The following is a 16,036-nucleotide window of genomic DNA, read 5'->3' on the forward strand; positions in this document are numbered from 1 at the left end:
CTATCCCTGGTGTTTCATAAAAGCAAAACCATAAAAAACAGCTTCACCTGAAGGATGGTGATTTAGAGTGGCAAAAACATTAAATAAAAAGGCCAAAAGTAATTATTTTTTGGGAAATCTATTTTTGGGCAGCTAATTTCTTCGATAAGCAGCACATTCCCAAATGAACTATATCCCAATAAAAAGCACTAGTAGTCTATTAGTTCCATCAATTTATCGTGTATTTTGTTTTTCATTAGGTATTGATTCTCAAGATTCGCAGCGAAAGGAATTGGTGTTTCCAAACTCCCAAGTCGCATCACCGGAGCATCCAGATATTCAAAGCATTTTTCATTGATCATTGCAGAAATATCTGAAATAACACTTCCAAAAACAGAATCTTCCGTAATAAGAAGGGCTCTACCTGTTTTCTTTACCGAATTGAAAATACTATCCTCATCAATTGGTTTTAAACTTCTCAGGTCTATCAAATCCACATTAAGCTCCGGAAATGCTTCAAGGGTTTCAAGAACCCAATGAACCGGTGCGCCGTAGGTAATAATACTTACCTGCTCTCCTTCCTTTAATAGCGCTGCTTTTCCAAAAGGAATGGTGTAATAATTGGTAGGTACATCCTGCCTGATGGTTCTGTATAAGGCCTTGTGTTCAAAAAATAACACAGGATTAGGATCGTTAATTGCAGTATTTAAAAGCCCTTTTGCATCATAGGGAAAAGCAGGATACACTACTTTTAATCCCGGAGTTTTAGTAAACCAGGCTTCATTTGTTTGACTATGAAAAGGTCCTGCTCCAATTCCTGCTCCACAAGGCATTCTAATTACAACATCTGCAGACTGATTCCAGCGGTAATGTGATTTAGCCAGGTAATTTACAACAGGATTAAATCCTGAGCTCACAAAATCTGCAAATTGCATTTCTACCATTGCTTTCATCCCATTTATGGAAAGCCCCATTGCAGCCTCCACTATTCCCGATTCACAAATTGGTGTATTTCGAACTCTGTCTTTCCCGAATTCCTCCAGAAAACCTTCAGTAATTTTGAATACACCACCGTAATCTGCGATGTCCTGTCCCATTAAAACAAGGTTATTATGCTTTCGCATAGACTGTTTTAAACCCTGGGAAATCGCATCTATAAATCTAATATTTTCACCTTTTTTATTTTCTTCAAAATGCTTATAATCAAATGATTGATATACGTCATTTAATTCATTTATCTCAGAAGAATTTATAGCTGGTTCTTCATATGCAAGAAGAAGGTTTTCGTCAATTTCCTTTTTTATAGCGCTATGATATTCATTATCTGTTTCTTCGGAAAGTATTCCTTCCTCCAGGAGAAAGGATTTATAATTATTTATAGGGTCTTTTAATGCCCATTCCTTCATAAGATCTTCCGGAACATATTTTGTTCCACTGGCTTCCTCATGGCCACGCATTCTGAAAGTTTTAAATTCAAGCAATACCGGTCGGGGGTTAGCTCTCATGCTTTCTGCTAAACCAGAAACCTTTGAGAAGACCTCTAAAATATTATTTCCATCAATTTGATGAGCTTCCATCCCGTAACCTATGCCGCGATCCTTGATGTTTTCGCATCGATACTGCTCGTTTGTAGGTGTGGAAAGTCCATATCCGTTATTTTCAATACAAAACAAAACGGGAAGATCCCAAACAGAAGCAATATTAAGAGCTTCATGAAAATCTCCTTCGCTGGTGCCGCCCTCTCCGGTAAATACAGCTGTAACTTTATTTTCCTTTTTTAATTTATGCGCTAACGCAATTCCATCTGCAACACCTAATTGTGGACCAAGGTGAGAGATCATTCCTATTATTTTGAATTCCTGAGTTCCAAAATGGAAGCTTCGGTCCCTGCCTTTAGTGAAGCCTGATGCTTTTCCCTGCCATTGAGAAAACAATCTAAACAACGGGATTTCCCTTGCAGTAAAAACACCTAAATTACGATGCATTGGTAAAATGTATTCATCCGGATGCAGGGAGTGTGTTACACCTATTGAAATAGCTTCCTGACCTATACCGCTAAACCATTTAGAGATTTTTCCCTGCCGCAAAAGAATGAGCATTTTTTCCTCGATAAGCCGGGGTTTTAGCATAGCCCTGTAAAGGCTTAATAGGGTCTCGTTAGAATGATTTTGTTTATCAAACAATAGCCTCGAAGTCAATGGAGATTGAAAATTCATCTGATTAAATTTGTTAAACAAAAGTAATTAATTTTAATCCATCATCATAAGTTGAATCAAAAATCTAAACTCCGTAAATTTTATTTAACTTTGTAGGTAAACTAAGATAAACACTCCATAAAATGGCTATGAATAATATACCCAGCGTAGATTTGGCAGATTTCCTATCTGATGATTCAAAACGTAAGAAAAAATTTGTAAATGAAATTGGGAAGGCCTATGAAGAGATAGGCTTTGTTTCCCTTAAAAATCACTTTTTGAGCGACCAGTTGGTAGAAGAGCTTTATAAAGAAGTAAAATCCTTCTTTGAGCTTCCGCTGGAAACAAAAAGAAAATATGAAATTGAAGGCCTTGGAGGCCAAAGAGGTTATATTTCGTTTGGAAAAGAGCACGCAAAAGGTAAAAAAGAAGGTGATCTTAAGGAATTCTGGCATTTTGGCCAGGAACCAACTCCAGATGCTGAATTGATTGAAGAATATCCAAAAAATGTACAGATAGAAGAATTAAAGGACTTCAATCATACCGGAATGGAAGCATACAGAATGCTTGAGAAAACCGGAATCTATGTGTTGAGGGCTTTAGCGCTTTATATTGGGTTGGATGAACATTATTTTGACCACTGGGTTAGTAACGGAAACAGCATTTTACGGCCTATTCACTACCCTCCATTAAAAGAAGAGCCACAGGGCGCAGAACGTGCAGGAGCTCATGGAGACATCAATCTTATCACTTTGTTAATGGGTGCTTCCACAGGAGGATTACAGGTTTTACGAAAGGACGGTCAATGGATTGATGCAATTCCTAAAGAAGATGAACTTGTGATCAATGTTGGGGACATGCTGGAACGACTTACCAATAACAAATTGCGGTCTACCATCCATAAAGTTATTAATCCACCAAAAGAAGATTGGGACAAACCACGGTATTCCATTCCTTTTTTCATGCATCCAAGAAGCGAAATGTCCCTTAATTGCCTGGAAGAATGCATAAGTGAAGAGAATCCTAAACACTACGAAGATATAACTGCGGGAGAGTTTTTACATCAGCGGCTTGTAGAAATAGGGCTTATAAAAAAATAAAGTATGGCCAAAAAAAAGTTAGGATTGGAAGATCTTGGCGGCTTTGTTTTTTCCACCGATGAAAATTTTGAAGTTGATCCGGATAATTCAAATTCCATTGAAACACCCGCGCCCGAAAATCAGCATTTGGAAGCTCACTTTAGCAATAAGGGTCGTGGCGGAAAAATAGTTACGGTTGTAAAAGGATTCAAGGGAACAGATTTAGATTTAAACCAACTTGGAAAACAACTTAAAAAAAGATGTGGAGTTGGCGGATCTGTAAAAGACGGAGAAATTATTATTCAGGGAGATGTGCGGGAAAAAGTTATGCAACTGCTTAAACATGACGGTTACAAGGTAAAACGAGTTGGAGGTTAATTCTATTTGAACTATTTAATTTCTTTATATGGCGAAACAATTGCACATCATCAATGGAGATGATATTGCCCAAAATATTCTCGATCTCAAGATTGGAGGAGAAATCGTAGTATGGCGGGAAATGCTTTGTGAAGGGCCTACGGCCAGTGAACTAGGCTCTGAAGAATTCATCGCATTGCGCACTAAATTTTTAAAGGAGAATTACCAAATCTCTGCTAAAGATTACGAGGATCAATTTTTAAAGGAGTTAAAGAAACTCACGTTTTATAATTCGTATGATGAGGTGGTACTTTGGTTTGAATTTGACCTTTTTTCGCATATAAATATGTTGGCTGCGATAAATCACTTAATGGAAAACCATTTAAAGGTTCCTGTTTACTTGGTTTGCAGTAAAAAACTAAAGGGAGAAAAAGAAAAGAATGTACTCTCCCAGCTCCCATTAAAAGATCTTGAAAATCATTATAAGCAGCGTATTGCACTCAAGCAGGATGATCTCGAGATGGCCAGTTTGTTATGGCAATTATACAATGAAAACAATCCGCAGAAATTAAAAAAACTGATAAAGGAAAAGACTAATTTTGAATACCTGTCGAGTTGTCTTCGAGCCCATATTGAGCGTTTCCCTAATTCCCAAACCGGATTAAACTCTCTGGAAAAGAACATCCTTAAACTCATTACCACCAATACCATCACATCTATGAACCACTTATTGGGATATTCCCTGGAATACCAGGGTTATTATGGGTATGGGGACAGGCAAATGCAAAGAGTACTCGATAAACTCAATATGTTTTTTAAACAAGGGGGAAACAAAATTGAATTAACACCTGAAGGGGAAGAAGCCCTGGAAGGTACCCGAAATTTTTACAGGGTTTTAAAAAATGAAGAATATCTGGGAGGGGTGAAAATATATAATTTCTTATATGATGCAGAAACCCATAATATCTTAAAATTATAAAATGACTTTACCGGCTTCAGAATTTATACAAAACAAGGATGGAAGTGTATATCATTTAAATCTTTTACCCCAACATCTTGCAAACACAGTGATTACCGTAGGTGATCCTGAGCGCGTAAATGCGGTTACCAGGTATTTTGACAAAATAGAATTTAAAGTTCAAAAAAGAGAATTTCATACTCAAACCGGAACGTATCAGGGAAAAAGGATTACAGTAATCTCAACCGGAATTGGAACTGGTAATATAGATATCGTTTTAAATGAACTGGATGCCCTGGTCAATATAGATTTTAAGTCCCTTTCTGTCAAAAAGGAATTAACCTCGTTGGACATCATCCGGATTGGAACTTCTGGATCTATACAGGAAGAAATTCCCCTGGATTCTTTTTTACTTTCTGAGTCTGCAATAGGTTTTGATGCCCTGCTTCACTTTTATGAGTGCAATCATATTTTGGAAAAAGAATTCTCTGAAGCCCTAACCAGGCACCTGAAATGGCCAAAAGAAAATCCCGATCCCTATGTGGTGAATGTGGATAAAGAACTTGCTTTAAAATTCAATGAGGGATTTCATCGTGGAGTTACTTTGACAAATTGTGGTTTCTATGGACCTCAGGGACGGGTTTTACGCCTTAAAGTAAAGGATGCTCAGCTTAATGAAAAGTTGCACGATTTTAACTATCTAGGAAAAAAGATTACCAACCTAGAAATGGAAACTTCTGCAATTTACGGACTCTCAAAATTAATGGGACATCGCGCGGTTTCCTTGAACGCCATCGTTGCCAATCGTGCCACCAAAGAATTCAGTAAAGATCCTAAGAAAACAGTAGATAAACTTATTCAATTGGCATTAAGGCAAATAGTAGCTTAAATTTTTTATTTAAAAGAACATTAATTTTCTTCCTTTAACAACTTTATATTTTTAAAGAAAACAATCTTTATGTTTACGACGAAATTCAAAGGAATGGTTAAATGGATGTTATATATGACCGCTAAAACGACAATATAAACGGATGAAAACATTAAGAATTGGTGGAGTGCCTGAACATTTTAACCTGCCCTGGCATTTATGCATGGAAGAAGGTGATTTTAGCTATGAACATCTTACAGTAACCTGGAGGGATTTCCCAGATGGTACCGGAGCTATGAATAAAGCTTTGCGCAATAATGAAATTGATGTCGCTATTATTTTGACCGAAGGAATTATAAAAGATATTCACGACGGAAATCCATCTAAAATTATTCAGACGTATGTTGAATCTCCTCTTATTTGGGGAGTTCATGTTTCTGATGGGTCAAAATATACCTCCCTCGCCGAACTCGAACACACAAAGGCAGCCATAAGCAGGCCAGGCTCCGGCTCTCAGTTGATGGCCTATGTAAATGCAAAAAATCAAGGTTGGGATCTTTCTAAACTTGAGTTTGAAGTGGTGGGAACTATAGAAGACGCCGTTAAAGCGCTCAAATTTGATACTGCTCAATATTTTATGTGGGAGCATTTTACAACAAAGCCTTTTGTTGACAGGGGTATTTTTAAAAGAGTTGCAGACTGTCCCACTCCCTGGCCTTGTTTTATGATGGCTGCCACAAATGAAATCATAAGAAATAATCCCCGTGAACTAAAAAAAATGCTTGATGTAATAAACGCAAAAACAACGAGTTTTAAAGAAATTCCGGATATTGCGGAATTACTGGCAACAAGGTACGATCAAAAAATTAGAGATATTAAAGCCTGGATGGATGTTACCGCCTGGAGCCAGTATGAATTTACCAAGGAAGAAATGGAAAAAACTCAAAACAGTTTGTTAGACCTTAATTTGATTTCAAAAAAATTATCTTATACCGATATTTTTCATTCAATTTAATCTCAAATTCAATTCAATTCAATTAAATTCACACCTATGCAAAAAATTATTACTTCTTTCTTTCTTATTACTTCACTTGCAGTTTTTTCACAGGAACGTGAGGTTCAAATAGCAGCAGAAATAGAACCAGAAACCATTTATCACAGGGATATCTCCAAAAATGAAGTTAGCATAGGAGCATTAAATCTGGTTGCATTTGGCGCTTTGGACATCGCTTATGAACGAATTATAACCCCAAATACAAGTTGGGCGGTAGAAGCTTTTGTTTTAGCTTTAAACCGGGACAGTGAAGATATTGCTGAAGCCTACAGAAAGGATTTCTCCTTGACAGGTAAATTTAAATACTTTTTTAGTGACCGTACCGCCTGGGGTTTCTATGTAAATGGCCTGACTATGATCTCAACCGGAGAAAATGAAGAGACCTTCTTTAATAGCGATGGCTCCTTTCAAACCGAAACAGAAAATTATACAGATTTGGCTGTTGGCTTTGGCCTGGGTGGTAAATTTGTTGCCAAACAAGGGTTTCTGCTTGATCTTAATGCCGGAATTGGGCGAAATTTATTCAATTCCCAATCGCCAACAATTATAGGTCAGTTTGGAGTAAATCTGGGTTACAGGTTTTAATCCAATTATTGCGTTTAAACCTCCATTGACAATAAAGGATTTCCGGAAAATTCTTCCGTTTCTTAGCTTGTTAACTTCCTCCGGTCTAATTGATTTACCACCGGATGGGAGTTTTTCCATGTGCTATTAAATACTCATTGGTTTTGCTGAAATGTTTATTTCCAAACCAATGACCCCGTATCGCACTTAAAGGGGAAGGATGACCACTGTTGAGTACAAGATGTTTAAAGCCATCTATTTTGGTTGCTTTTTTTTGGGCAGGACCACCCCAAAGCATAAAAACCACCTCCTCTTTTTCTTCGGAAATAATCTCAATCACCCTGTCTGTAAATTTCTCCCATCCCTTCTTTTTGTGAGATCCTGCTTCATGAGCCCTTACAGTAAGTACTGCATTGAGCATGAGTACACCCTGATCTGCCCAATGTTCAAGGTTACCGTTTATGGCTGAATGATTTCCAAGATCGGCTTCAATTTCTTTATAAATATTTTTTAAGGATTGTGGGATTTTTGCTTCCTCAAGAACAGAAAAACTAAGTCCGTGTGCCTGATTTGGTCCATGATATGGATCCTGCCCCAGGATAACGACCTTAACATTTTCAAAAGTTGCGCGATTGAAAGCTTCGAAAATGGAATCTTTTTCAGGGAAACATATATATTCCTGATATTCTTCATTCACAAATTCGACTAACTCCTGAAAATAGGGTTTTTCGATTTCGCTTTTTAAAACCTTTTTCCAGCTCTTATGTATATTGACCTTCATTATTATTTAAGTAAATTTGCACAGTCCCAAAATTAGGGAAATTATACTATGATAAAAATTGCAACTAAAAGTCTTTTAGATTTAGAATTCCCTACCGTGTGTAAGCAAATAAGTGAACTTTGTATCACACAGATGGGAATTGAGAAATCACTTGAGATAACACCTTACAAAACCTTTAAAAAGACCATTTTAGGCCTGAATCAAACCAACGAATATGTAAGTTCCTACCAACAGGATAGCCGTATTCCCAACCACGGTTTCGACAGTATTCACAAGGAAATAAAAATGCTGGGGATCGAAGATTCTATGTTGGAGATTGGGAGTTTCAAAAAGATTTCAAGCCTTTCGGAAACAGCAAATATCCAGTTGAGGTTTTTTAATAAATTTCAGGAATTATATCCCGGTATTTACGAAACTACAGAACCGGTAGAATACACAAAAGTTATCACAGAGGAAATCGATGAAATATTCAATCGGTTTGGAGAAGTTAAAGATGAAGCTACTCCACTCTTACAGAAAACCAGAAGGGCGATGAACGGGGTAAAAGGAAAAATAAATTCAAGCTTTGCTTCTGCCCTTTCTACCTATAATCAATATGGTTATTTGGATGAGATCCGGGAAAGTGTGGTGGAGAATATAAGGGTTTTAGCTGTTAAAGCGATGTACCGCAAGAAGGTCAAGGGCTCGATTATGGGAAATTCCAAAACAGGAAGCATCGTCTACATTCAACCTGAAGCAACGCTAAACCATACCCGGGAACTCAATAACCTGGAATATGAGGAAAAGGAGGAAATTGACAGGATCTTAAAGGCCCTTACAAATTTTCTTAGGCCTCACAGGGAATTGTTGCAGGAATATCAGGAATTGTTAAGCGATATTGATGTGATCGCAGCAAAGGCTAAATATGCCCAATTGATAAAAGGTTTGCTCCCTAAAATAACCAAAGACCGGGAATTATATTTAAAAGATGCGTATCACCCTGTGTTGCTTCGGAATAACATGAGAACGGGAGAGAAAACTTTTCCGCAGAGCATAGAATTGAAAAAGGATAACAGGATCATTGTAATCTCCGGACCAAATGCCGGTGGAAAAAGTATCACCCTGAAAACAGTTGGTCTCTTGCAGATTATGTTGCAAAGCGGAATTTTGATTCCCGTGCATGAATACAGCAGAATGTGCTTATTTGATAAAATTCTTACCGATATTGGAGACAATCAGTCAATAGAAAATCATTTAAGCACCTATAGTTACAGGCTCAAGAATATGAATTATTTTCTTCGGAAGTGTGACGACAAGACGCTATTCCTAATCGATGAATTTGGAACTGGAAGCGACCCCGAACTGGGAGGCGCATTGGCTGAAACATTTCTGGAGGTATTTTACGAGCGGGAATCCTTCGGAATTCTTACCACACATTACACAAATCTAAAGATGTTGGCGAATGAACTACCCAATATGACCAACGCCAACATGATGTTTGATTCCAAAACTCTGGAACCGTTATATAAACTTCAGCTGGGAGAAGCCGGAAGTTCATTTACTTTTGAGGTTGCACAAAAAAACGGTATACCGTACAGTCTTATCAACCGCTCCAAGAAAAAAGTGGAACGGGGAAAAATACGTTTTGATAAAAGCATTGCCGACCTGCAGAAGGAACGACATAAACTTCAGAAAACTACAGACTCCCTAAAATCGAAAGAGTTGCTTACATCGCAGCAAAAGGACAAACTGGAAGAGACCAATGTCAAGATTCAGCAAAAACTGGAGAGCTATCAGGAATTGTTCGATTCCAATCAGCGATTGATCTATTTGGGGCAAAAGATCTTTGATTTGAGCGAGAAATATTTTAATAATAAACGCAAGAAAGAATTGATAGCGGAATTCGTCAAAATTGTGGAGATCGAAAATTCTAAACGTGTAAAGGCTTCTCCTAAAGAGATTAAAGTTAAAAAAGTAAAGGAGAAGAAAATACTAGAGGAAGCAGAGAAAACGGTAGAAGTGATACGGGAACGCAAGAAAGAAGAAAAGAAAAAGGTCGAAATAGAAAAGAAAAAAGAAGCTGTTAAAGTAAAGGTTGGTTTAAAAATTGGCGATAGAGTGCGTTTAGAAAACGGAAAAGCGGTTGGATCTATCGATACCATAGAAAAAGGAAAAGCGATCGTAAATTACGGGATGTTCACCACCAATGTTTCACTGGATCAACTGGAGTTGGTGCAGGCTAAAAAAATAAAATAATGACAACAGAACTACCAAAAGATAAAAAAATCATTCTTTTTGACGGTGTTTGCAACCTGTGCAACAATTCTGTTAATTTCATCATTGAACATGATAAAAAAGATGTGTTTAGATTTGCCTCGCTCCAAAGCGAAATAGGTCAAAAGCTCACTTCTGAAAGAGGCATAGATCCCGAGGAGTTGGATTCTATTGTTTTAATAGAACCGGGTGTTGCTTATTTTAAAAAGTCCACGGCAGCGTTGGAAATATCAAAAGAGCTTTCCGGAGGCTATTCTATGCTCAAATATTTCTCTTTTTTACCGGAAGGCTTAAGGGATGGCGTTTATGATCTTATTGCCAACAACCGTTATAAATGGTTTGGAAAAAAAGACTCGTGTATGATCCCAACTCCCGAACTTAAGGCTAAATTTCTGGATTAGTTTCCTTTACTTTTTCCGATTTGTTTTTTTCAGGATGATAGGTGTCATCCCATTCCACAACATTTGGTGGTCCCAATTTGTCTACAGATTTTGCTACCATCATGGACACCGCAGCGTCTCCGGTAATATTCACAGTTGTTCTACACATATCCAGCGGTCTGTCTACTGCAAAGATCAGCGCCAATCCGGCTTCCGGAATTCCTGCCTGGGCAAGAACTATTACCAACATTACCATTCCTGCGCCAGGTACGGCAGCAGAACCAATGGAGGCTAAAGTTGCTGTTACTATTATTCCTAATTGTGCACCAAAGGAAAGATCCATTCCAAAAGCCTGGGCAATAAATACCGCTGCTACAGCCTGGTAAAGGCTGGTTCCATCCATATTAATGGTCGCTCCAATTGGCAATACGAAACTCGCTACCTCTTTATGAACTCCCATATGTTCCTCCACACGTTCCATAGTAACCGGAAGGGTTGCCGCGCTGGAACTGGTTGAAAAACCAAGTAATTGCGCCGGTGCGATCCCGTTTATAAAAAAAGCCGGAGTGTTTTTAGTAAAGATCCAAACCATTAGGACATAAAACCCTATCATTAATAGAAGACCAATTATAACTGTAATAGCATACATCGCGAGTGCGGCAAATAAATCCGTACTTGGGGATTCTACTACGAGGGCAGCCAGTAATGCAAAAACCCCGTAAGGAGCAGTTAACATGATTAAATCTATTAACTTTAGGATCACGTCGTTAAAGCTATCGAAAAAGTCCTTTACCGGTTTTGCTGCTGATTCAGGAATTAAAATAAGTCCCAATCCGAAGAAAATAGCGAAAAATATTACCTGGAGCATATTGGCATTATCGCCCGCAGCTGCAAATATGTTGCTAGGGACAATATCTTCAAGCGCCTGCAACGGGCCGGACTCTTTTTGTCGCTGTGCATCTGCAATTCGGCTGGAAGCATCTGTCTCATAGCTTGTAATCAAATCGTTCCTGGTCTCTTCGGTAATGGCACTCCCGGGCTTGATCAAATTCACCAATCCTAGTCCAATTGAAACCGCAATTACAGTAGTGCAGATATAGATTAAAATGGTGCGGGTTCCCATTTTTGAAAGTTTGGATATATCCTTAAGATCGGAAATACCTTTTATTAGCGACGCTAAAATAAGCGGCACTGCGATTAATTTTAGCGCGTTGATAAAAATATTACCAAAGGGTTTTATCCAGTCTCCTATAAATCCCGGGCCCCAGCTAAAATTGGTAAGAATTAGAGCGAAAATAACCCCTGCGGCCATCCCTAATAATATCTGCCAGTGCAATGCTAATTTTTTCATTTTATAGATTTTTCAAAAAATTTGATTCTATTTTAGATGATCTGTTCTGCAACATAAAATCGGCTATAACAAGTGCTGCCATGGCTTCAACGATTGGAACCGCACGTGGAACCACACAAGGATCGTGTCTTCCTTTGCCCTGCATTTCCACTGTTTCTCCTTTAGAATTGATGGTTTGTTGTTTTTGAATAAGCGTTGCAACCGGTTTAAAGGCTACATTGAAATAAATATCCATTCCGTTGGAAATACCTCCCTGAATACCACCGCTTAAATTTGTAGTGGTACTCCCATCGGGATTAAAAATATCATTATGTTCGCTGCCTTTCATTTTTGTTCCTTCAAAGCCACTTCCAAATTCAAAACCTTTAACGGCATTTATGGAAAGCATCGCTTTGCCCAATTCGGCATGGAGTTTATCAAATACAGGTTCGCCAAGACCTTTTGGAACATTTTTTATTACACACTGAACCGTTCCTCCTATAGTATCTCCCTGTGAACGGATCTCACGAATGTACGCCTCCATTTTTTCTGCGGAAGCAGGATCGGGGCAACGAACAGGGTTGGCTTCTATTAAGTCTGCATCAATCTCCCAATAATTTTTTTGCATTTTTATAGCTCCTACGGATGACGTAAATGTCAAAAATGTAATTTCCGAAACCAATTGTTTTGCAATAGCACCTCCTACAACCCGGCTTGCAGTTTCACGAGCCGAAGATCTACCGCCTCCACGGTAATCCCGTACCCCATATTTTTCATCATAGGTATAATCGGCATGGGATGGCCGGTAGGTATCTTTAATATGAGAGTAATCTTTAGACTTCTGGTCGGCATTTTGAATAACAAAACCAATAGGAGTTCCGGTGGTTTTTCCTTCAAAGATACCCGATAAGAACTCTACTGTATCTGGTTCCTTACGTTGAGTTACTATTGCCGATTGTCCCGGTCGGCGTTTATTTAGTTCGTCCTGGATCTTTTCAAGATCAAGGGAAAGCCCCGCAGGACATCCATCTATTATACCACCAATCGCCTTTCCATGAGATTCACCGAACGTAGTAAGTTTGAATAGTTTCCCGAAAGAATTCCCGGCCATATAGTTGATTTTGAACAAATGTAATTTTTTAACTACATAATAAAAAATGTAATTTCAGATAAAAGTAATTTTCATCAAAGCAGCCCTTTCCGGAATTGCTAATTTTGAAGAGTTTTTAATTGCCGGGAAAACGATCCTAAAACCTTAAACCAATGCCTCCCTTAAAATTGTAACAGGATGTTTTGCATTTCGTTGAGTCCCGTCAGCAATTTGGTGTCGGCAACTGGTTCCATTTGCTGCAATAATAGTTTCTTCGGAAGCTTTTCTTAACGCCGGAAAAAGGCTTTGCTCCCCAATTTTCATACTTATTACATAATGCTCTTTTTCATAGCCGAAAGAACCTGCCATTCCACAGCAACCCGAAGAAATAATAGTTGGTTTATAATTCTTTGGGAAATTTAGGATGTCAAAGGTCACTGCTGAATTGGACATCGCTTTTTGATGGCAATGTGCATGAATTTTCAAAATCTTTTTTTCTGAAGTAAAAGATTCTTCTTTAATATTTCCAGCTGAAATCTCTTTTTTTAGAAATTCTTCTATCATAAAACAGTTTACAGCCAGATTTTTCGCTGCAGAAGGTTCATCGGCCAGGCGTAAGTATTCATCCCTAAATGTTAAAATAGCAGAAGGCTCTATTCCTATTAGCGGACTTTCACTCGAAATTTTATCCTTAAACAGTTTGATGTTCTTATTTGCAAGCTCCTTTGCCTCCTCCAAAAAACCTTTGGAAATATGACTCCTTCCACTTTCTGCATTTTCGAGGATGATCACCTGGTAGTTCAATTTACTCAATAATTCCAAGGTATCTATACCTATTCCTGCATCCAGGTAATTAGTGAATTCATCATTAAACAAATAGATTGTAGAAATAGGGTTAGCGACCTCCAATCGTGCTTTGTTATGCTTATAGTAACTCCACAGGTTTTGCTTTGAAAGTTTTGGCAGGCTCCGCTCCGGAGCTATACCCATTATTTTTTTTGCGATCCCGGAGGTGAAGGTGTTTCCGAAGAAAAAATTAGCAATTCCCGGAGTTTGGGAAGCAAACTTATTCATCTTTCCATTTTGGGCAAATGCCTTACTTCTTAATGATTTTCCATTTGATTTTTGATATTGAAACAGAAACTCCGCTTTTAATGCTGCTACATCCACATTAGAAGGACATTCACTTTTACAGCCCTTACAACTTATACATAGATCAAAAACCTCTTTTAGTTCCTCGTGGTCAAATTTATTTGGTTTATCAGAGTTTGTTAAGAATTCCCTTAGTGCATTTGCCCTGGCCCTGGTGGTATCTTTTTCATTTGTTGTAGCTCTGTAACTGGGACACATCGTTCCACCTGCTTCTACAGATTTTCTGCAATCACCGCTTCCGTTGCATTTTTCTGCCAATCTCAGAATACCTTCAGAATCTGAAAAATCCATCAGGGTTTTTACTTCCGGTTCTTCCCTATTGGGAACAAATCGCAGGGAAGTATCCATTGGCGGGGCATTTACGATCTTGCCGGGATTGAAAATATTATCAGGATCAAAAGTGTTTTTAACCACTTTTAGGAGCTCATAATTTTTAGGGCCTATCATAAATTCTATAAACTCCGCCCGCAACCTGCCGTCCCCGTGTTCGCCACTCAATGAACCTTTATATTTTTTCACCAATACAGCAACTTCTTCGGTGATTTTCCTGAAAAGCGCGACATCTTCGGTTTTCTTTAGATTTAAAATAGGACGTAAATGCAATTCTCCTGCCCCGGCATGCGCATAATACACCGCATCCTGCCCGTAGTTTTTCATTATCCGGGTAAATTCAATGATATAGTTTGCAAGATCGGGAAGAGCTACTGCGGTATCTTCAATACAGGCAACGGCTTTTCTGTCTCCCACCATATTTCCTAAAAGGCCAAGCCCCGCTTTTCGCAGTTCCAATGCTAAATCGATTTGTTCATCCATCAAAACCGGCAAGGCATAACTCAATCCAGATTTCCTTAACCTTTCTAATAAAACCTGAGTTTGGTCCAGCAAAGCTTCCCGGGAATTGGATCTTAATTCCAACATCAGGATCGCCTTTGGATCGCCTTCTATAAAAAACCTGTTTTCGCTGTATTTTAAATTCTGTTTGGTACAATCCAAAATGATCTTGTCCATCATTTCACAGGTATACAAAGAACTTTCCATCGCCGGTACAACAGCGAGCATACAATCTTCAATACTTGAGAAATGCGCTGCAACCATCGCAGTATATTTAGGCTGAAGAGGATCCAGTTGCAAAGTGATCTCTGTGGTAAACGCCAATGTGCCCTCACTTCCTGCAAGCAATTTACAGAGATCAAATTCCAATCCTTCACCAGAAAATATTTCTGTTTTAATCAACTCATCAATTGCATATCCTGTATTCCTTCGGTGAATTTCCTCACGCGGAAATTTGTCTTTAATTTCCTGCTGCACATCAGCCGGAGCTAGTTTTTCATATAATTCTTTATAGATGGCTCCCTCCAGGGTCTTCAAATTCATTTTCAGCTTAAATTCTTCGGTAGAAACAGAAGAGAACGCAACCAGAGATCCATCGCTTAATATAGTTTTTAGCCCGAGGATCTTATCGCGTGTTGTACCGTATTTTATGGAAGTTGTACCGCTGGAATTATTACCTACCATCCCTCCTATCATACACCTGTTGGAGGTCGATGTATTTGGACCAAAGAACAATCCAAATTTTTCGAGTTCCCGGTTTAGGTCATCCCGTATTACTCCCGGTTGTACAACCGCAGTTTTATTTTGAGGATCGATCTTAATGATCTTATTAAAATATTTAGAAACATCTACAACAATTCCGCTTCCCACACATTGTCCGGCAAGCGAGGTACCTGCGGTTCTGGGAATAAGACCAGTTTTATGTTCCCTGGCGAATGCAATTAAAAGTTTAAGGTCTGAAACCGTCCTGGGGTAACAAACCGCCAGAGGAATTTCGCGGTAAACCGAGGCATCTGTAGCATAAATGCTTTTATGCAATGTGTCTACAAGAAGCTCACCTTCAATATCTTGCCCTAATTTAAATAGCATTTTTTCCATAATTGCGTTAAAAATACGAATTTTCATAGGTTTTGGTTAACAGAATCTTAATGAATATTAACAAGAG

At 38.5% G+C, this 16,036-nt stretch carries 13 protein-coding genes; 8 read left to right on the plus strand and 5 right to left on the minus strand.

Annotation, left to right across the window (positions count from 1 at the left end; genetic code table 11):
* Positions 1 to 188: 188 nt before the first annotated feature.
* Positions 189 to 2,195, minus strand: a complete 2,007-nt coding sequence (locus GILLI_RS02490) for an alpha-ketoacid dehydrogenase subunit alpha/beta (RefSeq protein ID WP_006987549.1) — start codon at positions 2,193 to 2,195, stop codon at positions 189 to 191.
* A gap of 128 nt (positions 2,196 to 2,323) precedes the next feature.
* On the opposite strand from GILLI_RS02490, the gene GILLI_RS02495 reads away from it, so the two are divergent.
* The 6 genes from GILLI_RS02495 to GILLI_RS02520 all read left to right on the plus strand — a co-directional run bounded on the left by GILLI_RS02495 (position 2,324) and on the right by GILLI_RS02520 (position 7,075).
* Positions 2,324 to 3,274 carry an isopenicillin N synthase family dioxygenase gene (locus GILLI_RS02495; protein ID WP_040506765.1) on the plus strand — a complete coding sequence of 317 codons (951 nt, stop codon included), beginning with the start codon at positions 2,324 to 2,326 and terminating at the stop codon, positions 3,272 to 3,274.
* 3 nt (positions 3,275 to 3,277) lie between these two features.
* Positions 3,278 to 3,631: a translation initiation factor gene (locus GILLI_RS02500; RefSeq protein ID WP_006987551.1), complete on the plus strand. Its 354-nt coding sequence runs from the start codon at positions 3,278 to 3,280 to the stop codon at positions 3,629 to 3,631.
* A 28-nt stretch (positions 3,632 to 3,659) separates the two neighbouring features.
* Positions 3,660 to 4,589 (plus strand): DUF1835 domain-containing protein, encoded by a 930-nt coding sequence (locus GILLI_RS02505; RefSeq protein WP_006987552.1) that lies wholly within the window; start codon positions 3,660 to 3,662, stop codon positions 4,587 to 4,589.
* A 1-nt stretch (position 4,590) separates the two neighbouring features.
* Positions 4,591 to 5,457, plus strand: a complete 867-nt coding sequence (locus tag GILLI_RS02510; protein ID WP_006987553.1) for a nucleoside phosphorylase — start codon at positions 4,591 to 4,593, stop codon at positions 5,455 to 5,457.
* A gap of 142 nt (positions 5,458 to 5,599) precedes the next feature.
* Positions 5,600 to 6,451 (plus strand): substrate-binding domain-containing protein, encoded by an 852-nt coding sequence (locus GILLI_RS02515; RefSeq protein WP_006987554.1) that lies wholly within the window; start codon positions 5,600 to 5,602, stop codon positions 6,449 to 6,451.
* Between the two features lie 36 nt (positions 6,452 to 6,487).
* Entirely contained in the window at positions 6,488 to 7,075 is a 588-nt protein-coding gene (locus tag GILLI_RS02520; protein WP_006987555.1) for a hypothetical protein, read from the plus strand.
* Between the two features lie 94 nt (positions 7,076 to 7,169).
* On the opposite strand, the gene GILLI_RS02525 is transcribed toward GILLI_RS02520, so the two are convergent.
* Positions 7,170 to 7,835, minus strand: a complete 666-nt coding sequence (locus tag GILLI_RS02525) for a uracil-DNA glycosylase (protein WP_006987556.1) — start codon at positions 7,833 to 7,835, stop codon at positions 7,170 to 7,172.
* A gap of 48 nt (positions 7,836 to 7,883) precedes the next feature.
* Here GILLI_RS02525 and GILLI_RS02530 point away from each other — a divergent pair, with 48 nt between their 5' ends.
* Both GILLI_RS02530 and GILLI_RS02535 read left to right on the plus strand, forming a co-directional pair.
* Complete coding sequence (locus tag GILLI_RS02530; protein WP_006987557.1) at positions 7,884 to 10,070, plus strand: endonuclease MutS2; 2,187 nt, start codon at positions 7,884 to 7,886, stop codon at positions 10,068 to 10,070.
* Positions 10,070 to 10,489, plus strand: a complete 420-nt coding sequence (locus GILLI_RS02535; protein WP_006987558.1) for a thiol-disulfide oxidoreductase DCC family protein — start codon at positions 10,070 to 10,072, stop codon at positions 10,487 to 10,489. Before GILLI_RS02530 ends, GILLI_RS02535 begins: the two co-directional genes overlap by 1 nt.
* Here GILLI_RS02535 and GILLI_RS02540 read toward each other — a convergent pair.
* The 3 genes from GILLI_RS02540 to GILLI_RS02550 form a co-directional block, all read right to left on the minus strand.
* Complete coding sequence (locus GILLI_RS02540; RefSeq protein WP_006987559.1) at positions 10,473 to 11,819, minus strand: dicarboxylate/amino acid:cation symporter; 1,347 nt, start codon at positions 11,817 to 11,819, stop codon at positions 10,473 to 10,475. The genes GILLI_RS02535 and GILLI_RS02540 overlap by 17 nt on opposite strands.
* A gap of 1 nt (position 11,820) precedes the next feature.
* Entirely contained in the window at positions 11,821 to 12,909 is a 1,089-nt protein-coding gene (gene aroC / locus GILLI_RS02545) for a chorismate synthase (RefSeq protein ID WP_006987560.1), read from the minus strand.
* A 144-nt stretch (positions 12,910 to 13,053) separates the two neighbouring features.
* Positions 13,054 to 15,996 carry an FAD-binding and (Fe-S)-binding domain-containing protein gene (locus GILLI_RS02550; RefSeq protein WP_006987561.1) on the minus strand — a complete coding sequence of 981 codons (2,943 nt, stop codon included), beginning with the start codon at positions 15,994 to 15,996 and terminating at the stop codon, positions 13,054 to 13,056.
* Positions 15,997 to 16,036 lie beyond the last annotated feature (40 nt).

Source organism: Gillisia limnaea DSM 15749, from assembly GCF_000243235.1.
In the GTDB taxonomy this organism is placed as follows: domain Bacteria; phylum Bacteroidota; class Bacteroidia; order Flavobacteriales; family Flavobacteriaceae; genus Gillisia; species Gillisia limnaea.